Genomic DNA, 21,787 nt, shown 5'->3' with positions numbered 1-21,787 from the left:
TCCCGCTGCGTGTGAAGGCGACCGGCGGCGCGGCGGCATCGGCATGCGTAGGGTGGACGCTCCCGCAGACCTCGCGCCGCCGTGGCGCCGCGCCCGCGAGCAGGCGGCCCGCAGCTTCGGCGACGACGGCGTCTATCTCGAACATTTCGTCGCCGCCGCGCGCCATGTGGAGGTGCAGGTTTTCGGCACCGCGCCGGGCCGCGAGATCGCCTTCCCGGAGCGCGACTGCTCGGTGCAGCGGCGCTTCCAGAAGGTGATCGAGGAGAGCCCCGCGGCGAACCTGCCGGGCGGCGTCGCGCGGGGGCTGAGGGATGCGGCCGCACGGCTTGCGGAGCGGGTCGGGTATCTCGGCGCGGGCACAGTGGAGTTCATCGTCGATGCCGCGACCGGCCGCTTCTATTTCCTGGAGATGAACACCCGCATCCAGGTGGAGCACCCGGTGACGGAGATGGTGACGGGGCTCGACCTCGTGGCGCTGCAACTGCGCCAGGCGGCGGGCGAGGACCTTTCGACGGCGATCTCCGATGCGCCGCAGGCGGATGGCCACGCCATCGAGGCCCGGATCTATGCGGAAGCGCCCGAACGCGGCTTCCTGCCCACGCCCGGACGGCTGGCGCGGCTCGATCTTCCGTCGTCCAAGGACGGCGTGCGTATCGATGCCGGGGTGCGGGCCGGCGACGAGATCACGCCGTTCTACGATCCCATGATCGCCAAGGTGATCGCCTGGGGCGCCGACCGGGAGGCGGCGCGCCGCCGCCTCGACGAGGCTCTGGCCGCGACGTGTATCGATGGCGTGGGGTGCAATCTCGCCTTCGTCCGCGCGGCGCTCGCCCATCCGGACTTCCGCGATGGCACCGCCACGACCGATTTCATCGCCCGCAACGGGCCGGCGCTTCTGTCCGCACTGCCGAAGAACACCGTGCCCGCTTGAACGGCGTCCCGACGGCCGCCCGACGGTCCGGCATGTCCGGATTAATACCACCGCTCTAAGTATCAATCGGGACAAATTGTATTGATCTGGATCAAGGCTTTGATATAGTTCGAGCCAACGAAGATGCGACCGGCACAGCCGGCGCACCCGGGAGGGACCGATGGGATTGGCGCGCAGGATCCTCGATCCGATAGCGAATGTGCTGCTGCTCGCCGCCGGCGTGAGCATCGTGCTGATGATGCTGATCGTCGTCGGCGACGCCGGCATGCGCGGCCTGTTCAACGGCACCCTGCCCGGCAGCCAGGAACTGACAGCCAACTACTTCATGGTCGCGGTCACATTCCTGCCGCTCGCCTGCGTGCAGCGCGAGAAGGGGCACGTCATCATCGAGCTGTTCACCGGCTGGCTGCCGCCGCGGATCGTGGCGTCGCTGGACGCGGTGGTCTATCTCGCCTGCGCCGCCGGAACGCTCGTGTTCTGCTACGCGACCTATTTCAAGGCCCTCGCCATGACGCGGGCCGGCGAATACGCGGTCGGCACGGTCATCGTCACCATCTGGCCGACGCGCTGGCTGGTGGTGGCCGGCGCGCTGGTGCTCGCGCTCTATCTCCTGCTCAACGCCGCGGAGGAAGCGCGTGCCGCCGTCTCCGGCAAGCCGGCTCCGGGCGGCGCCCGCCATGGCCACGCCCTCGACGTCGACTGACGCCGCGACCCCCGCCGCCTTTCCTCGAACCGACGTCCTCAAGGGCAAACCATGTCATCGATCACCGTCGGCATTCTCGCGATCGCCATCCTGCTGCTGATGCTGGCCGTGCGCGTGCCGATCGCCTTCGCGCTGGCCTCGGTGTCGGTGGTGGGCATGCTGGTGATCCGCGGACCGGCCGCGGCGCTGAGCGTGCTCGCCGAGCAGCCCTACAACTTCATCGCCCACTGGTCGCTGTCGGCGGTCCCCATGTTCATCCTCATGGGAACCGTTGCCTATCACGGCGGCCTCACCCAGAGCCTCTACAGGGCGGCGCGATTGTGGCTGAGCGCCCTGCCGGGCGGCCTCGCGGTGGCGAGCACCGCCGCCTGCGCCATGTTCGCCGCCGCCTCGGGCTCCAGCGTCGCCACCGCGTCGGCCATGGGGCGCATCGCGATCCCGGAGATGCTGCGCTACCGCTACGACCCCGGACTCGCCACCGGCGCGGTCGCGGCCGCCGGCACGCTCGGCTCGCTCATTCCGCCCAGCATCCTCATGGTGCTCTACGCCATCTTCGCCGAGGTCTCGGTGAGCCAGGCGCTGGTGGCCGGCATCATCCCCGGCATCCTCTCGGCGATCATGTTCGCGACCATGATCGCGATCCGCTGCAAGCTGAACCCCGCTTTGGCCCCGCCGGTCGAGGAGAGGGTGAGCTGGGCCGACCGCTGGTCCGTGCTCGCGGAGGTGTGGCCGCTTCCGGTGCTGGTGCTGGCGGTGATCGGAAGCATGTATGTGGGCGTCTTCACCGCCACCGAGGCCGCCGCCGGCGGCGCGCTGATGACCTTCGTCATCGTCGCCTTGCGCGGCAGCCTGAACTGGAAGGTCATCAAGGAATCGGTGGTGGAATCGGTGAACTCCACCGCCACCATCCTGTTCATCGCACTCGGCGGCTTCCTGCTCTCGCGCTTCATGGCGGTGTCCGGCCTGCCGGCCTATGTGGCTCACGTGGTCGACGGCATGGAGCTGCACTGGCTCTCCATCATCATCGGCGCCTCGGTGGTCTACATCATCCTCGGCATGTTCCTGGATTCTATCGGCATCATGCTGCTCACCCTGCCGATCATGCTGCCGGTGCTGGAGGCCGCGCGCCTCGACCTCATCTGGTTCGGCGTTCTGGTCATCAAGTATCTGGAGATCGGGCTCGTGACGCCGCCGGTGGGCCTGAACGTCTTCGTCATCAAGAGCGTGGTCGGAAGAACAGTGCCGCTGGAGGTCATCTTCAAGGGCGTGATGTGGTTCATTCTCACCGACATCATCACGCTGACCCTGCTGATCGCCTTCCCGCAAATCTCGCTGTTCCTGCCGAGCATCATGAAGTGAAGAAAACAAAACTGGGAGGACCCAAGATGAGACGCGCACTCCTCGCTGCCGGACTGGCGGCAGCCTGCGGCACCGCTCCGTTGCTTGCGGCGCCGGCCCTGGCGGCCGATCCGGTCAAGATCGTCTACGCCAACTACCTGAACCCCAAGCACATCACCAACCCGGTCCTGGTGCGCTACTTCCAGGACGTGGAGCGCGATTCCAAGGGCACGCTCAAGTTCGAGTATCACTTCGGGTCGTCCCTGCTGTCGGGCAAGGACATTCCGGGCGGCGTGCGCGACGGCATCGCCGACGCCGGCTATTTCGTCGGCGCCTACATCCCCACCGAAATGCCGGTGGACAACTTCCTCGCGGAGTTCAGCCTGCTCAACGACGAGCCCCTCGTCATGACGGCGGTTCTGAACGAACTGGAGCTGTTCAACTGCCCGCAGTGCACCGAGGAATTCAAGAAGTTCAACACCCGCTTCCTCGCCACCTATGCGCTGACGCCCTATGTCTACCACTGCCGCACCGAGCTGAAGAAGCTCTCCGACTTCAAGGGCAAGCGCGTGCGCGGCATCTCCGCTTACGCCGACCTCGCCCGCGCGCTCGGCGCGGTGCCGGTGAACGTGAGCCCGGACGAGGCCTATGAGGCGCTCGACCGCGGCATCATCGACTGCGCGCTCCATTCGATCGCCGCCCAGAAGGCGCGCTCCTATGGCGAGGCGGCGAAGTTCGTGCTGCTCGATCCCCTCGGCGGCTTCCTCGGCGCGGCCCTCTTCGACCTGCGCATCGACAAGTGGAACGCGCTCAGCGTCGACCAGCGCAAGGCGATCGTCCAGAACCTGCCCCAGCTCGTCACCGACTCGATCTTCAACTACATCCGCGAGGATGAGGAGGTCGTGACGGAGTACACGAAGAAGGGCACCAAGTTCTACAAGGGCGACGCCGAGTTCGGCGCCTTCATCCAGGACTTCGCCAAGAAATACACCGCCACGGCGGTGGAGAAGGGTGCCAAGGTCGGCGTCAAGGATCCCGCGAAGATCGCCGCCGAGCTGACCCGCCTCGCCGACAAGTGGCGCGGCCTGCTGGAGAAGAACGGCCGCGACCCGGCGACGTTCAAGCGCCTCCTGTGGGAGGAGATCTACTCCAAGGTCGACGTGCAGAACCCCATCAAGTGACGCGGTGAAGCGTGCCGCGGGGCCACTTACGTCCCGCGGCACGCCTGCCGGCACCCCGCCCGGGTGCCCGGCTGGAGGCAATGATGGTCCGTGACGAAAGGCTGCGCGTCGAGGACGCGGACGGCGTAAGGTGGCTTGTTCTTGACCGCCCCGAGGCTCGCAACGCGCTCGACGGCGCCCTCGTCGCCGCGCTCGCGGAGGCGATCGCTGCGGCCGGTGCCGATCCCGCAGTCCGCGTGGTGGTGCTGGCCGGGACCGGCGCAGGATTTTCCGCCGGCGCCGACCTCAAGGAGACGGCGCGCATCACCGATGCCGCCGAGGCGGCCGCCCATGCGCACCGCATGCGGCTTCTGCTCGACGCTCCAAGCGAGATCGACACGCCGGTGATCGCGCAGGTGCACGGCTTCGCGCTCGGCGCCGGCTGCGCGCTGGCGCTCGCCTGCGACGTGGTGGTGTGCACCGCCGATGCGCGGCTCGGGTTTCCCGAGATGCGCCACGCCGTGGTGCCCGCGCTGGTGGTGCCCGGCATCGTGCGGCGGGCCGGCCCCCTGGTGGCGTTCGACCTTCTGGCCAACGGGCGAATCTTTTCGGCCGCGCAGTCGGAAATTCCAGGCCTCGTGGTGCTGCCGGAGGGCGCGGATGCCGCATCGGACGTCGCCCGCCGGGCGGCGGAACTTGCCGCCCACCCGCCGGAGCTGCTCGCCGCGGTCAAGCGCATGGTGCGCACCAGCGACCGGTCCGACCAGGCCAGCGCCATGGACGCGGCCGAGCGGGTGAATGTGGAGAACCGCCTCAGGCGGGCGCGGACGACGCGGCAGAACGGGGAAATGGACGAGATGAGGTTTCACGAGGTCGGCGACCGCGAGCCGGTCATCATCGATGCCATCCGCACGCCGGTGGGGCGCCGCGACGGCACCCTGCGCGACTGGCATGCGGCGGCCCTGCTCGGCCACGTCTTCACCCGCCTCCTGGCGCGCACCGGCCTCGATCCGGTGCAGGTGGACGACGTGGTGGCCGGCTGCGCCACCCAGGTCGGCATGCAGGCCGGCAACGTGGCGCGCACGGCGCTGCTCATGGCCGGCATGCCCGTGACCGTTCCCGGCACCACGGTGCAGCGCGCGTGCGGCTCGTCCCAGCAGGCGGTGCATTTCGCCGACACCCTGATCCGCTCGAACGTCTGCGACGTGGTGGTGGCCGGCGGGGTCGAGATCATGTCCGCCACCCGCGGCGGCAATGACGACACGCGCTACGGGTCACGCTATCCGAAGGAGCTGGTGGAGCGCTTCTCCATGCCCAGCATGGGCGAGGCGGCCGAGCGCATCGCCGAACGCTGGAGCCTCGACCGCGCCTATCTGGACGAGATCTCGTCGAGAGCCACCGCCGCGCCGCCGCGGCGCAGGAGGCGGGCCGATTCGCCGCCGACATGATCCCGATCGAGGGCGCCGACGGCGTGACGCTGGCGCATGACGAGGGGATGCGGCCGGGGTCGAGCGTGGAGAAGCTCGCCACGCTGAAGCCCTCCTTCCGGCCCGACGGCCGGGTCACGGCGGGCAATGCCAGCCAGGTGTCCGACGGCGCCGCCGCGCTCCTCTTGATGAGCGCCGGCAAGGCGCGCGCTTTGGGGCTCACGCCCCGCGCCCGGCTCCATGCGCAGCTGGTGGTGGGCGTCGATCCCGAAATCATGCTGACCGGGCCGATTCCGGCCACCCGCGGCATCCTCGCCCGCGCCGGGATGGCGCTGGGCGACATCGACCTGTTCGAGATCAACGAGGCGTTTGCTTCGGTGCTGGGGGCCTGGATCAAGGAGCTCGAGCCCGACCTCTCGCGCGTCAACGTGAATGGCGGCGCCATCGCCATGGGCCATCCGCTGGGCTCGACCGGCGCGCGGCTGATGACGCTGCTGATCGGCGAGCTGGAACGGCGCGGCGGTCGCTTCGGCCTGCAGTCCATGTGCTGCGGCGGCGGCCTCGGCACCGCGACCATCATCGAGCGCATCGAGCCCTGACAGCGTCCCGCGCCGGCCCGCCGGCCTCCACGCTCGACCGGGGCGGGCAGACGCAGCCGACCCTCACAGGACGGCCGCGCCTCCCCCGCTCAGGTCGCCGCCATCGCCCTCGGCTGGGTTGCCGCGAGCCGGCCGGCGAGGGTCTCCGTGAGTTGCGAGGGGGTGTCCACCACGGTGATCCCCGCCGCCTCCAGCGCCGCGCGCTTGGCCGGATAGCCGCCGGCGCTGCCGGTGACGATGGCGCCGGCATGCCCCATCTTCTTGCCGGGCGGCGAGGCGCGCCCGGCGATGAAGGCCACCACCGGCTTCTGCATGCCGGCGGCATATTCGGCCGCCTTCTCCTCCATGGCGCCGCCGATCTCGCCCACCATCACCACCGCGTCGGTGCCCGGATCCTTGTCGAGCGCCTGGAGCGCGTCGCGGGTGGTGGTGCCGATCATGGGATCGCCGCCGATGCCGAGGAAGGCCGACTGGCCGAGCCCGGCGCGGGTCAGGTTGAGGCACACCAGCGTGCCGAGGCTGCCGCTGCGCGAGATCACGCCGATGCGCCCCGGACGGAAGATGTTCGGGTTGTGGCCCGGCATGATGCCGACGAAGCCTTCGCCCGGCGTCACCAGCCCGGCGGTGTTGGGGCCGACGATGCGGGTGCCGCTGCGCGCGGCGGCGCGGTGCATGGCCATCACGTCGTGCGCCGGGATGTGCTCGGTGAGCACCACCAGCAGCCCCGCGCCCGCATCGATGGCGTCGAGCGCGGCATCGCGCGCCGCCGCCGGCGGGATGAACATCACCGCCACGTCGAACGGCTGGGCCCGCGCCGCTTCGCGCGCGCTGGCGAACAGCGGCACGCCGAGATGGGTCTCGCCGGCCCGCTTCGGATTGACCCCGGCGACGATGCGGGTGCCCTGCCCCATCATCTTCTCGGCCCAGAACGAGCCCTGCTTGCCGGTGAGGCCCTGGACGAGCACGCGGTGGTGCTTGCGAAAGATGATCATCGGGCTGCCTCCACCGCGGCCTTCACCGCGTCTTCCATGAAATCGAACGGCTCGATGCCGAGGCGCTCGCGCACCAGGCGCACCGCCTCGTCCTCGCCGGTGCCGTGGATCGAGAAATAGACCGGCAGCGTCGGCCGCAGGGTCTCCCAGGCCTTCACCACACCCTCGGCCATCACGTCGGTGCGCGCGAAGGCGCCGCAGAAGTTCACCACCAGGCTTTTCACGCCGGGATTGGAGAGCACCAAATCGAGCGCGGTCTCCGCCTTGGTGTAGGCCTCGCCGCCGATCTCCAGGAAATTGGCGGGCCGGCCGCCGAAATGGGCGATCGCGTCCATGGTGGTCATGGTCAGCCCGGCGCCGTTGGCGAGCACGCCCACGTTTCCGTCCAGCTGGATGAACTTCAGCCCGGCGGCGGCGGCGCGCCGCTCCAGCTCGGTGGCGGCCCGCTCGCCGCCGCGCCAGCCAGTTCCGGCTGGCGGAAGGCGGCGGAATCGTCGAGCGTGAACTTGCAGTCGAGCGCCACCACGCGCCCGTCGCCGAGCACCGCCAGCGGGTTGATCTCCAGCAGCTCGGCATCGCTCGCCACATAGGCGGCGTAGAGCCGGGCGAGGATGTCCACCACCTGGTCGTGCGCCGCGCCGAGATCGAGGCCGCGCACCAAGGCTGCGGCGTCCTCGCGACTGAAGCCCGCCTCGGGATCAATCACCGCGCGCCGCAGCGCGTCCGGCTGCGAGGCCGCCACCTCCTCGATGTCCATGCCGCCCTCGGTGGAGAACAGCACCAGCGGGCGCCGGCTGGCGAAATCGGACAGCACGGCGGCATAGAATTCGCGCGCGATCTCGGCACAGGCCTCCACCAGCACGCTCTCCACCTTGTGGCCGTCGATGGACATGCCGAGGATCGCTTCGGCGGCGGCGGCAGCGGCATCCGCCGTCTGGGCGACCTTGATGCCGCCGGCCTTGCCGCGCTTGCCGGTCGGCACCTGCGCCTTGACCACGCAGGGGCCGATCTCGCGGCAGGCTTCCATCGCCTCCTGCGGCGAGCAAGCGAGGATGCCGGGCGGGATGGGGATGCCCGCCGGCGCGAGCACGAGGGCCTTGGCGGCCTGTTCGACGAGGTTCATGGCGCAGCCCTCACTTGCCGTACTTGGCCCAGAAGGGCCCAAACAGCTCCTCCTCGCAGGGCTTGTCCTCCGGGATCACCGTGACGAGATGGGTGATGTTCAGGAAATGGCGGAAGCTGAGATTCTCGGAGATCGAGTTCTTCTGCCAGGAGCCGCAGCCCATGGAGAGGGTGAAGCCGAGGCCGGAATCGAAGCCGCCGCCATTGCCGAAGGTGTGGGCGAAGTTGACCAGCACCCGCACCACGTCGAGGTCTTCCGCCAGTTCGCGGGCATGGTCCATGTCCTTGGTGTGGATGCCGAGCGAGTGGCCGCGCCCCTGATGGTCCAGGATGTCCCGCACCAGGCGCTTGGCGTCCTTGAAGTCGCGCGCGCGGTAGATGGTGAGCACCAGCGAGAGCTTCTCGCCGGAGAAGGGATGGTCGCGGCCGATGCCGGTCTCCTCCACCATGAAGAACTTCGCGTCCTTCGCCGGCTCGGGCAGGCGGAACGCCCCGGCGAGGGTCGGTGCGTCGCGGGCGATGAGATTGCGGTTCAGCTTGCCGCCGGCCCACAGATTGGCGCGCACGCGCTCCTTCTCGTCCGGCGTACACATGAAGCCGCCGGCCTCCTCCAGTGCCGCGATGGCCGCGTCGTACACCTCGTCGAGGATGACGACGGAATTCTCGGACGAGCACGAGGTGGAATTGTCGAAGATCTTCGAGGCGCAGATCTTGCGGGCGGCGTCGGCGAGATCGGCGCTGGCGTCGATGATGACCGGCACGTTGCCGGCGCCGACGCCGATGGCCGGCGTTCCGGACGTATAGGCGCGCCGCACATTGTCCTGCGATCCGGTGACGACCACGAGGTCGGCCATGCGCATGAGCGCGGTGGTGCTCTCCTTCGTCACCGGCTCGGGCAGAATCTGCACGAGGTCTTCGGGCAGGCCGATGCGGGCGAGCTCCACGCGCATCATCTCCACCACCGCGCGGTGGTGCGGTAGCCGAGCGGCGACGGCGCGATGACGATGGCATTGCGGCCCTTGAGCGCCATCATCGCCTTGTTGGCAGGCGTCGCCGCGGGGTTGGTGGAGGGCGTCACGGCGCCGATCACCCCCATGGGCTTGGCGTATTTCACGATGCCCTTGGCGCGGTCCTCCTCGATCACCCCCACCGAGCGGCCGCGCAGAAGATCGCGCAGGGTGCCGAAGGTCTTGCGCTGGTTCTTGACGACCTTGTCGGGCACGTTGCCGAGGCCGGTGTCCTCCACCGCCAGTTCCGCCAGCTCGCGGGCGCGGCCCGGCTCGTAGATCGCCCAGGCCAGCGCCCGCACCGCCTCGTCGGCGCGCTCCTGGCTGACCTCGGCGAAGCTCTCCTGCGCCCGGCGTGCCGCGCGCATGGTGCGCTCGACCGCGGCGATCGCGTCGTCCGCCACGTCGAGCGGCATGATGACGGCCTGTGACATGTGAATTCCTCCTTGCGTTGTTCCTCGATGCCGGCCGCCTTCGGCTGCCGGCTCGCGCCCTCGCGGAGCGCTGAAGCGTCGGGTCCCGCGACGACTGTCGCCGGCGTCCCTATTCGGCGGGCGCGGCGCGCCGACGGGGGATCAGGGTGCCGATCACCGGCAGCAGCAGGGTCAGCGCCACGAGCACCAGCACCGAGCCGGAGATCGGGCGGGTGAAGAACACCGTCCAGTCGTTCTGGAACGAGATCATGGAGTTCATGAACGCCTCCTCGGCGAGCGGGCCGAGGATCACGCCCAGCACCATGGGCGCGATGGGAAAGCGCATGCGCTCGAACAGGTAGCCGACCACGCCGAAGCCCAGCATCAGCCACAAATCGGTGACGTTGGAGCGGATCGACAGCGCGCCGATGAAGCAGAACACCATGACGAAAGCGGACACCACCGCCTCCGGGAAGTCCATGATCTTCACCAGCGGCCGGATGGCGAAGTAGCCGAGCACGCACATGGCGGCGATGCCGATGAACAGCGAGGCGAAGATGGTGTAGACCATGGCGGGCGACGTCATCATCACCTGCGGGCCGGGCTGCACGCCGTGCAGCATGAAGGCGCCGAGGATGGCCGCGGTGGCGCCGCTGCCGGGGATGCCGAGCGCCAGCAGCGGGATCAGCGCCCCGCCCACCGAGGCGGTGGCCGCGCATTGCGGCGCGACGATGCCTTCCGGCACGCCGGAGCCCATGCGGGCGCGCTGGCGGCCGAACTGGCTCTCCACGCCGTAGCTCACGAACGAGGCGATGGTCGCGCCGGCGCCCGGAATGATGCCCACCACGTGGCCGAGCACGGTCGAGCGCAGCAGCATGCCCTTCAGCCCGGAGATTTCCTTCAGGCTCGGCAACTGGGTGCGCGTGTCGCTCACCCCCTGGAGCGGGGCGGACGAGAAGCCCAGTTCCAGCCGCGCCAGCACCTCGGCGACGCCGTAGGCGCCGACCATGACCACCAGGAACTCGATGCCGTCGGCGAGGATCGGGGACTCGAAGGTGAAACGGTAGGAACCGTAGATGGCGTCGGTGCCGACGCTCGCCACCAGCAGCCCCACCGACAGGCTGATGAGCGCCGAGGACAGCGAGCCCTTGCCGAGCGAGATCACGCTGGCGAGGCCGAGCAGGACGATGGCGAAGTATTCGGGCGAGGAGAAGCGCAGCGCGAACTGTGCCACCGGCTTGGTCAGCACCACCATGATCGCCGCCGAGATCAGGCCGCCGATGAGCGCCGCCACCAGCGTCCAGCCGAGCGCCTTGGCCGGCTGGCCCTTCTTCGCCATGGCGTAGCCGTCCCAGAGCAACGGCACGTGGATCGGCTCGCCGGGAATGCGGAACAGGATCGAGGTGAAGGCGCCGCCATAGGTTCCCGAGACGTACATCGCCGTCAGCAGGATGATCGCGGAGGTGACCTCCATCTGGTAGGTGAAGGGCAGGAACAGCACCACGCCCATCACCAGCGTGAGCCCCGGCAGGATGCCCACCAGCAGGCCGACGAGGAGGCCGACGAACAGCATCAGCATGTGGACCGGCGAAAGGCAGGCCAGGAAGCCCGCGCCGAGCTGGGAAAGAATATCGAGCATGTGAAACGCCCTTTCAGGGTCCGCGCGATTTCAGTGCAGGCTGACGATGAGATCGGTGATCGTGTCGAACGGCGCGATGCCGCGCGGCAGCGAGACGTAGACCACCTTGAGGAACAGCACGCTGAGCACGGCCGCGCCGATCAGGGACGAGGTCCAGATCATCGTGTGGCGGCGGAACCGGCCGAGATACATGAAGCCCGCGAGGAACAGGAAGGTGGCGAGCGGAAAGCCGATGATGCCGAGCGACAGCGCATAGCCGCCGCACATGGCCATGCCGCCGAGGAGCAGCGGCAGGCTGCGGTCGCCCCCGTCGTCGGCATCGGCCAGCGGCTCGGCGGATTCGAGCTGATCGGTGATGCCGTGCGCCTCCTTATGGTTCGGCGAGACCACCGCCCGCGCCAGCTCGATCAGGCTGACGATGCCCATCAGGCCGATGGCGACCTTGGGCCAGAAATCGGGGCCGAGTTGGCCCGGCCGCGCGGCGACATCGATGTGGTTCGCGAAGCGCCAGAGCACCACCGAGACCACCAGCAGCAGGACATAAGGCAGTGCAGCCGAGACACGGCTCTTCATCGCGAGCGCGGCCATGCGACCCTCCTCGACGCGGGAATTTTACGAAGCGGCGGAGCCCAAGAAGGGCGAGCGTCCCGACCGTCGCGGCCGGGACGCGGGTGCGCTCAGGAAGGCTTGGCCAGCGCCTTCATCTCGGTGAGCTGCTGGGCGAGGAAGGCAGAAGACTGGCTCGCCGACAGGTAGCTGTTGGGATCGGCGATCTGATCCTTGAGGAACTTCTTGTAGTCCGCGCTCGCCGCCACCTTGCCCATCACCTGGTCGAAATCCGCCAGCGCCGCCGCCGGCGTGCCGGCGCGCATCACCACCGCCCGGAACTGGGGCAGCGCCACCTGGAAGCCCAGTTCGTAGCTGCAGGGGATGTCCTTGAAGTCCGGGAAGCGCTCCTTGCCGAACACCATCAGCGGCCGCATCTGCTTGCTGTTGAGGAAGCTGCCGACGTCGCCCGCCTGCTCGTAGAGCGCATCCGCATGGCCGCCGAGGATCGAGATGTAGCGCTCGCTCGGCTTGGAGAACGGCACCTGCACCACCTTGACGCCCTTGCCGGCCAGATAGCTCAGCGAGAAGTCGTCGACGCTGTCGAAGCCGAGCGTCGCTACCTTCAGCTTGTTGGGGTTGGCGCGGGCGTCCTTCTCGAAATCGGCCCAGGTCTTGAAGCGGCTGTCCTGGGCGACGAAGATGAAGGACGGCGCCTGGATCATCACCGCCGCGGGCGTGATGTCGGACAGCTGCCAGCGCGGATTCGGGCCGGCGAGCAGCGCGTGGGCGTCGGCGATGTAGATGGCGGCGGAATAGCCGTCCGCCGGCGCGGCGAGCAGCTTCGCCATGCCCGTGGCGCCGGTGCCGCCGGGTACGTTCACCACCGGCATGCCCTGCCCGAGCATGGGTTCGGCGATCTTGCCGATCTGGCGGGCAAGCTGATCTGCACCCCCGCCCGGCCCCCAAGGCACGATCATCTCGACCGGCCGCGCCGGATACTTGGGATCGGCCGCCAGGGCGGTGCCGCACAGCGGCGCGCCGGCAGCGACAAAGGCGCCGCTGGCATAAAGAAAATGGCGTCGGGAAAGATCCATCTGGCTTTCCTCCCTCTCCGGGTCCGTGTCATCCGCAGGTTGAGCCCTGCGTGATGCATTCCGGAATATTTATGCGCGACTTGCACCGGCTGCGGCTTCGCAGCCGGTTTCCTGACCGTAAGTCCGAAGATGGCCGCAGGGTTTGGCGTTTTGCCTTGGCGTGACCCTGAGACCGACGCGACACCGAGGTAGACGAAAGGACGGTACATCCGCCTTTCGATTAGCCGAAATCTATTGTGCTAATCGTCGGCATTCGCGATCCTTATGGTTATGATCCCCGATCTCGACATCGCTCTGGTCCGCACCTTCCTCGCCATCGTCGACACGGGCGGCCTCACATCGGCCGGTCGGGTGGTGGGCCGGACCCAGCCGGCGGTCACGCAGCAGATCAAGCGGCTGGAGGAGGCCTTGGGCCGGCCGCTGTTCGACCTCGACCGGCGGCACCTGAAGCTGACGTCCGACGGCGAGGTGTTCCTCGAATATGCCCGCGCCATCATGCGCCTCAACGACGAGGCGCGCGCCCGCTTCGACGCGCCGGAGATCCGCGGCACCGTCACGCTCGGCGTGCCCGATCTCTATGCCGCCTATCTCCTGCCCCAGCTCCTGCGCCGCTTCGCAAGGGCGCATCCGCATGTGGAAATCGAGATGCGGTGCATGCGCAGCGTCCATCTTTACGAGGCGATGCTGCGGGATGAGCTGGACCTCGTCATCGCCACCTTGCAGCCGGACCTGAAGACCGGAACCGTGGTGCGCCGGGAGCCCCTGACCTGGGTCGCCGGGCTGCACGACCGGCCCGAGGCCGAGGAGGTGGTGCCGCTCGCGGTGCTGCCGCCGGGAAGCGTCTACCGCCAGCGGGCGCTGGAGGCGCTGGGGCGGGCGGGGCGGCGATGGACCATCACCTCCTTCAGCGAAAGCCTGGCCGGGCTTCAGGCCGCTGTGTTCGCAGGCCTTGCGGTGTCTGTTTTCCGCGCTGCGCGGTGCAGCCGGGGATGCGGTGCCCGGGGCCGCGGGACGGGCTGCCGGACCTGCCGGCGATCGAGCTGGTGCTGCACCGGCGGCCGATGGCGCTGAGCGCCGCCGCCGAGCATCTCGGGGAGTTCGTGGAGCGCGAATTGGCGCAGGTGTCCGCCTTCCACCCGACCGCCGATGCGGGCGTCCTTCGCCCCGCACGCCGCGCGCCGTGGCCGGGCCTGAGGACCGGACGCCTCATCCCGGCGGCAGCGCCGCCGTCTCGCTGGCACCGACCTTGTCGGCGAAGGTCGAGAAGAACTGGTCGGAGAGCTTCTTCGCCGTCGCCTGGATGAGCCGGCCGCCGAGCGAAGCGAGCTTGCCGCCGATCTGCGCGTCGGCGACGTAGGAGAGCACCGTCCCGGCGCCGTCCTCGGCCAGCGTCACCTTCGCCTCGCCTTTGGCGAAGCCGGCGATGCCGCCATTGCCCTGGCCGACGATGCGGCAGGCGGCGGGCGGGTCGAGGTCGGACAGCTCCACCGTGCCGGTGAAGGTGGCCGAGACCGGCCCCACCTTGAGCTGCACCTTGGCGGCATAGGCCCCCGCCCCGCTCTGCTCCAGCTCCTTGCAGCCGGGGATGCAGGCGGCGAGCACCTGCGGGTCGAGCACCGCCCGCCACACCACGTCGCGGGGGGCGGCGATGCGGTATTCGCCGGTGAGTTCCATGGGGTGCTCCTTGCCAATGCCGGCCGCATTCACACCGCGCAGTAGCGGTCCTGGATGTCCGTGTCGGCGAGCAGGGCGGCGGCGCTCGATTCGTACACCTTCTCGCCCTGGTCGATGATGATGGCGCGCCCGGCGAGCTTCAGGGCCCACTCCACGTTCTGCTCCACCAGCAGCAGCGTCGTGCCCTGGTCGCGCAGGGCGCGGAACAGGGCGCCCATCTCCTCCACCAGCACCGGCATGATGCCCTCGGACGGCTCGTCGAGCAGCACCATCTTCGGCTTCGAGATGATGGCGCGGGCGATGGCGAGCATCTGCTGCTCGCCGCCGGACATGGTGGTGCCCTGCTGGTGGAGCCGCTCCTTGAGACGCGGGAAGCTCCTGGCGATCTCGTCGATGGCGGCGCCCACGTCGGTGCGGCCGGCGGCGACGAGGCCGAGCTCCAGGTTCTCGCGCACCGTGAGAGAGGGCACGATGCGGCGGTCTTCAGGCACGTAGCCGAGGCCAAGCCGGAAGCGGGCATGGGCGCCGAGCGGCAGGAGGCTCGTGCCGTCGAAGGCGACCCGCCCCTCGGCGCGCGGCATCAGCCCCATGATGGCGCGCAGGGTCGAGGTCTTGCCGGCGCCGTTGCGGCCCACCAGCGCGACGATCTCGCCCTCGTCGACGGCGAAGGAGAGGTCGTGCACCACATGGCTCGGGCCATACCAGGCGTTGAGCTTTTCGACCTCAAGCATAGCCATCGTTCTGTCCCAGATAGACGCGCCGGACCTCGGGATCGGCCTGCACCGTTGCCGGCGTGCCGTCGGCGATCAGCCGGCCGTGATGCAGCACCAGGATGCGGTCGGACAAACCGAGGATCATCTTCATCTTGTGCTCGACCAGGAGGATGGTGCGGTCCGCCGCGAGGCGCTCGATCAGCGCCACCATCTCCTTGGTCTCCTCCGGCCCCATGCCGGCGGTGGGCTCGTCCAGCAGCAGCAGCTCGGGATCGGCCACCAGCGCGATGGCGATCTCCAGCGCCCGCTGCTCGCCATGGGCGAGGTCGCGCGCGCGCCGGCCGCGGCGGTGGAGCAGTCCCACCTGGGCGAGCGCCGCCTCGGCCTTCTGCGGCAGGTCCGGATAGCTCGCCCGGTGGCGCAGGATGTCGTAGCGGGTGCGAAGCGCCTGGGCGGCGACGCGCACATTCTCCTCCACCGACAGATGGGGGAACAGATTGGTGATCTGGTAGGAGCGGGCGATGCCCAGATGGGCGAAGCGGTGCTGCTTCAGCCCCTTCAGCTCCTGGCCCTTGAAGCGGATCGAACCAGTGGAGGGCGCGAGCACGCCGGAGAGCACGTTGAAGAAGGTGCTCTTGCCGGCGCCGTTGGGGCCGATCACCGCCGTCACCTTGTTGCGCTCGAACTCCGCCGTGATGCCGGCGAGGGCAATGAAGCCGCCGAACGAGCGGCCGACGTCCGTGACGCTCATGATGGCGCTCATCGCGGCGCCCTCCCCTCGCGGCGCGCGAGCGCGATCAGGCTGCCCCAGATGCCCTTCGGCATGAACAGCACGAAGGCGATGAAGACGATGCCGACGATCAGCTGCCAGTGGGAGGTCCACAGAGAGGCCACGTCCTCGATCAGGAGGAACACCAGCGCCCCCACGAACGGCCCGAAGAACGAGCCGGCGCCGCCCAGCATGGTCATCATGACGACGATGGAGGAGGTGTGCACGCTGAGCGCATCGAGCGGCACGATGGACAGATGCAGCGCCGAGAGCGTGCCGGCGAGCCCGCACACGCCGCCGGAGAGGATGAAGGACAGGAGCTTGGTGCGCTCCACGTCGAAGCCGCAGGCGCGCGCCCGCGTCTCGTTCTCGCGCACCGCCTCGATGGCGGCGCCGAAGGGCGAGTTCAGCACCCGCGAGACGAACCACAAGGCGAGCGCCGCGAACACCATGAGGAAATAGTATTTCTGCAGCGGGTCCAGCAGGTTCACCGAGAGCCCGCCGATCAGCTCCGCCCGCGCCACGGTGAAGCCGCGCAGGCCGTTCTCGCCGCCGGTCCAGCCCGAGGCCTGGAGCGCGAGATAGTAGACCAACTGCGCCAGAGCCAGCGTCACCATGCAGAAATAGATGCCGCGGGTGCGGATGGAGAGCGCGCCGATGACCGCCGACAGGAGGCTCGCCCCGACCACGCCGGTGAGCATGGCGCCGAGCCAGCCGAAGCCGAAATCGACGATCGACATGCCGGTGAGATAGGCCCCGGCGCCGAAGAAGGCGGCATGGCCGAAGGAGAGCAGGCCGGTATAGCCGAACAGCAGGTTGAAGCCGACGGTGAACAGCCCGTAGATCAGCACGTTCACCGCCAGCGCCTGCGAGGGCAGCACGAAGGGCAGCACGCACAGCACGGCGAGCGTGAACGGCACGCGCCATCGGTCGAGCGAAAGGCCGGCGGCGCGCGGGGCCGAGGCCGCACGCGCGGGCGCCGCGAGATCTGTGGTGGTCATCATGGGGTCTCCGCTCACGCGCCGCCTCCTCACGCGCCGGCGCCGGGCCGGCCGAACAGGCCCTGCGGTCGCACCAGGAGGATGAGGGCCATCAAGGCGAACATGACGATGGTCGCCATCTCGGGCGCGAACAGCGCCGTCATGCTCACGGCGATGCCCACCAGCAGGCCCGCCACCACCGCCCCGAGCAGCGAGCCCATGCCGCCGATGACGGTGACGACGAACGCCTCGGCCAGCACCAGCGTGCCCATTTCGGGGCTGACATTGCGCATGGGCGCGGCGAGCACGCCGCCGAGCGCGGTCAGGCCGACGCCGAGGCCGAACACCAGCAGCCACAGGCGGCCCACATCCACGCCCAGCACCTTCATGATGAGCGGATCGCGCGCGCCGGCCCGCACGATGAGGCCGAAGCGGGTCTTCTCCAGCGCCACCCACAGCAGCAGCAGCACCAGCGCCACCACGCCCACCACGAACAGCCGGTAGAGCGGGAAATAGCCCACCCCGAGGTCCACCACGCCCTGCAGCGCCTCGGGTGCCGAGAAGGGGATTCCATCGGTGCCGAAGGTGATGCGCACGCTCTCCACCAGCACATAGCCGAGGCCGAAGGTGAGCAGCAGCGGATCGTCCGGCGAGCGGCCGTAGAGCGGACGGATGAGGAAGCGCTCGATCGCCATGCCCAGCACGCCGATGGCGATGGGCGCGACGAGGAGCGCCCACCAGAAGCTGCCGGTCTGCGCGGCGATCCACAGGCCGGCATAGGCCCCCACCATGAACAGCGCGCCATGGGCGAAGTTCACGATGCCGAGCATGCCGAAGACGATGGTGAGGCCGAGCGCCACCATCACCAGGATCGCCCCGAGGGCGAGGCCGGAGAACAGCTGCATGAGGATCAGTTCAAGGTCCATCGGGCGTCTTTCGGCAGGGGCCATGCACTCTGCCCTCTCCGCTTGCGGGAGAGGGGTCGGGGGTAAGGGGTTCGCGGCCGCCAGGACATCCCGCGCGCCCGCCCCCTCATCCGTCTCGCGGCTGCGCCCTCCCCATCAGGTGGGGAAGCCGAGCTCCGCGCAGGTGCGCAGCATCAGCTCCGAGCCGGGCTCGTTGGCGACGATGTCGAACAGGTCCACCGGGCTCGTCATCGCCGCCTTGGGCTTCGACTTCAGCACCAGCACCGACTGCACCGACTGGTGGTCGCAGGCGCGGTAGTATTGCGGGCCCTTGGCCACGTCGTATTTGAGGCTCACCAGCGCATCGACCACCTTCTCGGTGTCGGTGCCCCCGGCCTTCTCCATGGCGAGCAGCAGGGAGGAGACGCCGGTGAAGCCGTAGGCGCCGTAGTCGGTGGGCACGGCGCCGTCATAGGCCGCCTTGTAGGCGGCGTTGAAGCTCTTCGCGCTCGGAAGGGTCTTCTCCAGCTGCCAGTAGTAGTTGGCGCCGCCGATCACGCCCTCGAACACCTCGGGCGCCACCGCGATGCGCTGGTTGTGCAGCAGCACCGGGACCACGATCTGCATCTGCTTGTTCATGCCGAAGTCGTTGGCCTGCTTGATCGCGTTGGCCTGGTCGCGGCCGAAATTGCAGATCGCCAGGATGTCCGGCTTCATGGCGCGCAGGCGCGGCATCAGGGTCGAATAGTCCGGCGTGCCGAGGGGATGGAGGATCTCGCCCACCACCTCGGCGCCGATCTCGCCCGCCGCGCGCTTGAAGCCGCGCAGCATTTCGTGGCCATAGGCGTAGTCGGCCACCAGGAAGGCCACCTTCGATCCCTTCTTGAAGGTGACGCGCGCCACCGCGGCGGTGGTCATGTGGGGGTTGAGCGCCTCGTGGAAAGTATAGCGCGAGAAGTCCTTCACCTCGTTGATGGTGTCGGACTGGCTGATGGAGACGTAGATCATCTTGCGGGCGCGCGTCACCTCGTTGACGGCCAGCTGCACCGCGCTGGAGAGCGCGCCGACCACGGCGTGCACCTTGTCCTTCTCGATCAGTTCGAGGGTGCGGGTCGCGGCCTCGCCGGCGTTGAGCTTGTCGTCGCGAACCAGCAGCTCGACCTTGCGGCCGGCGATGCCACCCTTGTCGTTGGCGAGCTTCACGGCAAGCTCGGCGCTCTTCACCTGGTCCTTCGCCTCGGCGCCGAACGGGCCGGTGAGCGGGGTCGGAAAGCCGATGCGGATCGTCTCCGCCTGGGCGCGCACGATGGCGGGCGCGGCGAGGAGGCCGACGCCGGCGCCCATGCCGGCGAGCACGGCGCGGCGGGATACACTCGATAAGGGACGCGCGAAGGGTCCTGTCATGTCATCCTCCCGGGTGGCGTTTCTTGGTTCTGCTCATGCTTCTGGTCAAAAGGCCCCGAGCGCCTTGAGGATGCGCGCGGGGGTCATGGGGATCTGGGTGAGCACGGCGCCGAAGGGCGCCAGCGCGTCGTTCACCGCGTTGAGGGCGGCGGCGGCGGATGCGGCGGTGCCGGCCTCGCCGCAGCCCTTGGCGCCGAGTTCGGTGTCGCGGGTCGGCGTTTCCATGTGGGCGATGGCGATGTCCGGCATCTCGAACGCCATGGGCACGAGATAGTCGGCGAGCGAGCCGTTCACGAGCTGGCCCGCGTCGTCGTAGCGGCATTCCTCGAAGAAGGCCGCGCCGAGCCCCTGCACCACGCCGCCGCGCACCTGCTCTTCCACGAGCAGGGGGTTGATGATGCGGCCGCAATCCTCCACCACGAAGTGCTTGAGGATTTTGACAAGGCCCGTCTCCGCATCCACCTCCACATGGCAGCCATGGATGCCGTTGGTGAAGGCGAAGGGATAGCCGGAGGGCGCGAAATGGTGCGCCACGGTGAGCTGCGCGTCGGTGCCCGGCGGCAGCGTGTCGGAGCGGAAGTAGGCGATGCGCGCCACCTCGGCGAGAGAGAGGCGCACCGCGCCGCCGGCTGCGTCCACCACCTGGCCGTCCACCAGATCGAGGTCGCCGGGCTGCGCCTGGAGGATGGCGGCGGCCACCTTCAGAACATTGGTCTTGAGCTTCCTGGCGGCCTGGAGCGCGGTCTCGCCGCCGATGCCGGCGCCGCGGCAGGCCCAGGTGGCGCCGCCATGGGGCGTCGTCTCGGTGTCGCCGGTGATGACGCGCACCACGTCCTGCGGCACGCCGAGATAGTCGGCGACGATCTGGCCGATGATCGCCTCGGTGCCCTGCCCCTGCTCGGTCACGGAGATGGTGCAGCGCACCTCGCCGGAGGGCGTGACGGCAATCACCGCGCCGTCCTGCGCCGAGATGCGCGCGCCGCCGATGCCGTAGAAGGCCGGCGTCGGATTGGTGATCTCCACGAAGGCGGCAATCCCGATGCCGCGATGGATGCCGCGGCCGCGCAGCGCCGCCTGCTCCGCGCGCAGGCGGTCATAGTCCATCAGCGTCCTCAGCCGCGCGAGGCACGCCTCGTGGGACAGCTGCTCGAATTTGTAGCCGGTGAGCGACTGGCAGGGATAGCCGTCGTCCGGGATGAGGTTGCGCGCGCGCACCTCGAACGGATCGAGCCCGGTCGCGGCGGCGGCCTTCTCCATCAGGTGCTCGGTGACGGCGCAGGCGATCGGATGGCCCACCGCGCGGTACTGGCTGGTCTGCGTCTTGTTCTGGAACACCACCTTCAGGTCCGCCCGGTAGGCTTCCAGCCGATAGGGCGCGCCGATCAGGCGGATGACCTGGTTGCCCTCCACTGCGCTGGTGCGGGGATAGGTGGAGAAGGGGCCGATGGCGGTCTCGTCCTCCACCGCCATGGCGAGGATGCGGCCGTCCGCCCCCACCGCCGCCTTCGCCGTCACGCGATGGTCGCGGGCGTGGATGTCGGAAACGAAGGCTTCCAGCCGGTCGGCCACGTATTTCACCGGCCGCCCGGCCAGAATGGACAGGCCGATCACCGCCATGTCCTCGTGATAGACGTGCAGCTTGATGCCGAACGAGCCGCCCACGTCCGGCGCCACCACCCGCACCCGCGATTCCGGGATGCCGTAGTGGCGGGAATAAAGGTCCTGGAACTGGAACGGGGTCTGGGTGGCGTGGTGCACCGTGAGGCGGCGCTCGCTGGCGTCGAAGTCGGCGATCAGCGCGCGCGGCTCCAGCGTCACGCCGGTGTGGCGGCCGAACGTCATGTCCGCCGCCACCACGTGCGCGGCGGCGGCGAAGACCTCGTCCACGTCACCCTTCTCCACCATGCTGCGGAAGCAGATATTGTCGGCGAAGTCGGGCGAGACGGGCGGCGCGTCGGGCGCGAGCGCGGCGTCGAGGTCCGCCAGCACCGGCAGGTCCTCGTATTCGATCTGCACCAGTTCGGCGGCATCCTCGGCGGCGGCGCGGGTTTCGGCCACCACCGCCACCACCGCCTGCCCGCTCCAGGTGACGCGCTCCAGCGGCAATGGCAGCTGGGGCGCGGACTTCATGCCCTGGAAGTGGTCGAGCGTGCCCACCCAGGGCGTGCACAGCCGGGCGATGTCCGCCCCCGTCGCCACCAGGGCGACCCCCGGCGCGGCGCGCGCCGCCTCAAGGTCGATCCGCACGATGCGGGCATGGGCGAAGGGCGAACGCACGAAGGCCGCATGCAGCATGCGCGGCAGCTTCAGGTCGCTCACATAGGCGCCGCGGCCGGCCAGCAGCCGCCTGGCGCCGGGGCGCGGCAAG

The 21,787-nt window shown here is 69.2% G+C and carries 22 protein-coding genes; 7 read left to right on the top strand and 15 right to left on the bottom strand.

Going from position 1 to position 21,787, the window contains the following annotated elements; genetic code table 11:
- The 6 genes from AC2W7M_RS05325 to AC2W7M_RS05300 form a co-directional block, all read left to right on the top strand.
- Positions 1-931, top strand: a 931-nt coding sequence (locus AC2W7M_RS05325; RefSeq protein WP_486130649.1) for an ATP-binding protein, incomplete at its 5' end; no start/stop codon positions are given.
- Between the two features lie 166 nt (positions 932-1,097).
- The gene (locus AC2W7M_RS05320) at positions 1,098-1,634 is read left to right on the top strand and encodes a TRAP transporter small permease (RefSeq protein WP_486130647.1); all 537 of its coding nucleotides are present in this window, start codon (positions 1,098-1,100) and stop codon (positions 1,632-1,634) included.
- Positions 1,635-1,685: 51 nt separating this feature from the next.
- Positions 1,686-2,993 carry a TRAP transporter large permease gene (locus AC2W7M_RS05315; protein WP_486130645.1) on the top strand — a complete coding sequence of 436 codons (1,308 nt, stop codon included), beginning with the start codon at positions 1,686-1,688 and terminating at the stop codon, positions 2,991-2,993.
- A 26-nt stretch (positions 2,994-3,019) separates the two neighbouring features.
- The gene (locus AC2W7M_RS05310) at positions 3,020-4,153 is read left to right on the top strand and encodes a C4-dicarboxylate TRAP transporter substrate-binding protein (RefSeq protein WP_486130643.1); all 1,134 of its coding nucleotides are present in this window, start codon (positions 3,020-3,022) and stop codon (positions 4,151-4,153) included.
- Between the two features lie 83 nt (positions 4,154-4,236).
- Positions 4,237-5,580 carry an enoyl-CoA hydratase-related protein gene (locus AC2W7M_RS05305; protein ID WP_486130642.1) on the top strand — a complete coding sequence of 448 codons (1,344 nt, stop codon included), beginning with the start codon at positions 4,237-4,239 and terminating at the stop codon, positions 5,578-5,580.
- On the top strand, positions 5,577-6,158 hold the full coding sequence (locus tag AC2W7M_RS05300; RefSeq protein ID WP_486130640.1) for a thiolase family protein: 582 nt from the start codon (positions 5,577-5,579) through the stop codon (positions 6,156-6,158). The genes AC2W7M_RS05305 and AC2W7M_RS05300 overlap by 4 nt, the downstream gene beginning before the upstream one ends.
- Positions 6,159-6,247: 89 nt before the next feature.
- Here AC2W7M_RS05300 and sucD read toward each other — a convergent pair whose 3' ends face one another.
- From sucD to AC2W7M_RS05260, 8 genes are all read right to left on the bottom strand, one after another.
- The gene (gene sucD / locus AC2W7M_RS05295) at positions 6,248-7,150 is read right to left on the bottom strand and encodes a succinate--CoA ligase subunit alpha (RefSeq protein ID WP_486130638.1); all 903 of its coding nucleotides are present in this window, start codon (positions 7,148-7,150) and stop codon (positions 6,248-6,250) included.
- The gene (locus AC2W7M_RS05290; protein WP_486130636.1) at positions 7,147-7,521 is read right to left on the bottom strand and encodes a hypothetical protein; all 375 of its coding nucleotides are present in this window, start codon (positions 7,519-7,521) and stop codon (positions 7,147-7,149) included. The genes sucD and AC2W7M_RS05290 overlap by 4 nt, the downstream gene beginning before the upstream one ends.
- Before the next feature lie 29 nt (positions 7,522-7,550).
- The gene (locus AC2W7M_RS05285) at positions 7,551-8,273 is read right to left on the bottom strand and encodes an ATP-grasp domain-containing protein (RefSeq protein WP_486130634.1); all 723 of its coding nucleotides are present in this window, start codon (positions 8,271-8,273) and stop codon (positions 7,551-7,553) included.
- Positions 8,274-8,283: 10 nt separating this feature from the next.
- Complete coding sequence (locus tag AC2W7M_RS05280) at positions 8,284-9,225, bottom strand: aldehyde dehydrogenase family protein (protein WP_486130633.1); 942 nt, start codon at positions 9,223-9,225, stop codon at positions 8,284-8,286.
- Positions 9,222-9,713 (bottom strand): aldehyde dehydrogenase family protein, encoded by a 492-nt coding sequence (locus AC2W7M_RS05275; protein WP_486130631.1) that lies wholly within the window; start codon positions 9,711-9,713, stop codon positions 9,222-9,224. Before AC2W7M_RS05275 ends, AC2W7M_RS05280 begins: the two co-directional genes overlap by 4 nt.
- Before the next feature lie 109 nt (positions 9,714-9,822).
- Positions 9,823-11,331 (bottom strand): tripartite tricarboxylate transporter permease, encoded by a 1,509-nt coding sequence (locus AC2W7M_RS05270; RefSeq protein WP_486130629.1) that lies wholly within the window; start codon positions 11,329-11,331, stop codon positions 9,823-9,825.
- A gap of 30 nt (positions 11,332-11,361) precedes the next feature.
- Positions 11,362-11,919, bottom strand: a complete 558-nt coding sequence (locus tag AC2W7M_RS05265) for a tripartite tricarboxylate transporter TctB family protein (RefSeq protein WP_486130627.1) — start codon at positions 11,917-11,919, stop codon at positions 11,362-11,364.
- An 89-nt stretch (positions 11,920-12,008) separates the two neighbouring features.
- Complete coding sequence (locus tag AC2W7M_RS05260) at positions 12,009-12,974, bottom strand: tripartite tricarboxylate transporter substrate binding protein (protein WP_486130625.1); 966 nt, start codon at positions 12,972-12,974, stop codon at positions 12,009-12,011.
- Between the two features lie 264 nt (positions 12,975-13,238).
- Between AC2W7M_RS05260 and AC2W7M_RS05255 the strand changes: the two genes are divergently transcribed.
- The gene (locus AC2W7M_RS05255) at positions 13,239-14,045 is read left to right on the top strand and encodes a LysR substrate-binding domain-containing protein (RefSeq protein WP_486130623.1); all 807 of its coding nucleotides are present in this window, start codon (positions 13,239-13,241) and stop codon (positions 14,043-14,045) included.
- A 135-nt stretch (positions 14,046-14,180) separates the two neighbouring features.
- Here the strand turns inward: AC2W7M_RS05255 and AC2W7M_RS05250 are convergent, their stop codons facing one another.
- The 7 genes from AC2W7M_RS05250 to AC2W7M_RS05220 form a co-directional block, all read right to left on the bottom strand.
- Entirely contained in the window at positions 14,181-14,648 is a 468-nt protein-coding gene (locus AC2W7M_RS05250; RefSeq protein ID WP_486130621.1) for an SRPBCC family protein, read from the bottom strand.
- Between the two features lie 29 nt (positions 14,649-14,677).
- Positions 14,678-15,379 (bottom strand): ABC transporter ATP-binding protein, encoded by a 702-nt coding sequence (locus tag AC2W7M_RS05245; RefSeq protein ID WP_486130619.1) that lies wholly within the window; start codon positions 15,377-15,379, stop codon positions 14,678-14,680.
- The gene (locus AC2W7M_RS05240; RefSeq protein ID WP_486130617.1) at positions 15,372-16,124 is read right to left on the bottom strand and encodes an ABC transporter ATP-binding protein; all 753 of its coding nucleotides are present in this window, start codon (positions 16,122-16,124) and stop codon (positions 15,372-15,374) included. Before AC2W7M_RS05240 ends, AC2W7M_RS05245 begins: the two co-directional genes overlap by 8 nt.
- Complete coding sequence (locus AC2W7M_RS05235; protein ID WP_486130651.1) at positions 16,121-17,131, bottom strand: branched-chain amino acid ABC transporter permease; 1,011 nt, start codon at positions 17,129-17,131, stop codon at positions 16,121-16,123. Before AC2W7M_RS05235 ends, AC2W7M_RS05240 begins: the two co-directional genes overlap by 4 nt.
- 29 nt (positions 17,132-17,160) lie before the next feature.
- Positions 17,161-18,036, bottom strand: coding sequence for a branched-chain amino acid ABC transporter permease (locus AC2W7M_RS05230; RefSeq protein WP_486130615.1), 876 nt, complete (start codon positions 18,034-18,036; stop codon positions 17,161-17,163).
- A 135-nt stretch (positions 18,037-18,171) separates the two neighbouring features.
- Entirely contained in the window at positions 18,172-19,419 is a 1,248-nt protein-coding gene (locus AC2W7M_RS05225) for an ABC transporter substrate-binding protein (protein ID WP_486130613.1), read from the bottom strand.
- 45 nt (positions 19,420-19,464) lie between these two features.
- Positions 19,465-21,786 (bottom strand): xanthine dehydrogenase family protein molybdopterin-binding subunit, encoded by a 2,322-nt coding sequence (locus tag AC2W7M_RS05220; RefSeq protein ID WP_486130611.1) that lies wholly within the window; start codon positions 21,784-21,786, stop codon positions 19,465-19,467.
- Between the last annotated feature and the right edge of the window lies 1 nt (position 21,787).

The sequence above is a fragment of the Xanthobacter sp. BG11Y11_SDJG genome, from assembly GCF_057364445.1.
This window is presented reverse-complemented; position numbering and strand designations above follow the sequence as displayed.

What these genes read in the sequence shown, in the direction of transcription:
- AC2W7M_RS05315 (WP_486130645.1), top strand. Translation starts at nt 1,686, where the DNA reads ATGTCATCGATCACCGTCGGCATTCTCGCGATCGCCATCCTGCTGCTG.
- AC2W7M_RS05310 (WP_486130643.1), top strand. Translation starts at nt 3,020, where the DNA reads ATGAGACGCGCACTCCTCGCTGCCGGACTGGCGGCAGCCTGCGGCACC.
- AC2W7M_RS05305 (WP_486130642.1), top strand. Translation starts at nt 4,237, where the DNA reads ATGGTCCGTGACGAAAGGCTGCGCGTCGAGGACGCGGACGGCGTAAGG.
- AC2W7M_RS05300 (WP_486130640.1), top strand. Translation starts at nt 5,577, where the DNA reads ATGATCCCGATCGAGGGCGCCGACGGCGTGACGCTGGCGCATGACGAG.
- sucD (WP_486130638.1), bottom strand. Translation starts at nt 7,150, where the DNA reads ATGATCATCTTTCGCAAGCACCACCGCGTGCTCGTCCAGGGCCTCACC.
- AC2W7M_RS05285 (WP_486130634.1), bottom strand. Translation starts at nt 8,273, where the DNA reads ATGAACCTCGTCGAACAGGCCGCCAAGGCCCTCGTGCTCGCGCCGGCG.
- AC2W7M_RS05280 (WP_486130633.1), bottom strand. Translation starts at nt 9,225, where the DNA reads ATGATGCGCGTGGAGCTCGCCCGCATCGGCCTGCCCGAAGACCTCGTG.
- AC2W7M_RS05275 (WP_486130631.1), bottom strand. Translation starts at nt 9,713, where the DNA reads ATGTCACAGGCCGTCATCATGCCGCTCGACGTGGCGGACGACGCGATC.
- AC2W7M_RS05270 (WP_486130629.1), bottom strand. Translation starts at nt 11,331, where the DNA reads ATGCTCGATATTCTTTCCCAGCTCGGCGCGGGCTTCCTGGCCTGCCTT.
- AC2W7M_RS05265 (WP_486130627.1), bottom strand. Translation starts at nt 11,919, where the DNA reads ATGGCCGCGCTCGCGATGAAGAGCCGTGTCTCGGCTGCACTGCCTTAT.
- AC2W7M_RS05260 (WP_486130625.1), bottom strand. Translation starts at nt 12,974, where the DNA reads ATGGATCTTTCCCGACGCCATTTTCTTTATGCCAGCGGCGCCTTTGTC.
- AC2W7M_RS05255 (WP_486130623.1), top strand. Translation starts at nt 13,239, where the DNA reads ATGGTTATGATCCCCGATCTCGACATCGCTCTGGTCCGCACCTTCCTC.
- AC2W7M_RS05250 (WP_486130621.1), bottom strand. Translation starts at nt 14,648, where the DNA reads ATGGAACTCACCGGCGAATACCGCATCGCCGCCCCCCGCGACGTGGTG.
- AC2W7M_RS05245 (WP_486130619.1), bottom strand. Translation starts at nt 15,379, where the DNA reads ATGCTTGAGGTCGAAAAGCTCAACGCCTGGTATGGCCCGAGCCATGTG.
- AC2W7M_RS05240 (WP_486130617.1), bottom strand. Translation starts at nt 16,124, where the DNA reads ATGAGCGCCATCATGAGCGTCACGGACGTCGGCCGCTCGTTCGGCGGC.
- AC2W7M_RS05235 (WP_486130651.1), bottom strand. Translation starts at nt 17,131, where the DNA reads ATGACCACCACAGATCTCGCGGCGCCCGCGCGTGCGGCCTCGGCCCCG.
- AC2W7M_RS05230 (WP_486130615.1), bottom strand. Translation starts at nt 18,036, where the DNA reads ATGGACCTTGAACTGATCCTCATGCAGCTGTTCTCCGGCCTCGCCCTC.
- AC2W7M_RS05225 (WP_486130613.1), bottom strand. Translation starts at nt 19,419, where the DNA reads ATGACAGGACCCTTCGCGCGTCCCTTATCGAGTGTATCCCGCCGCGCC.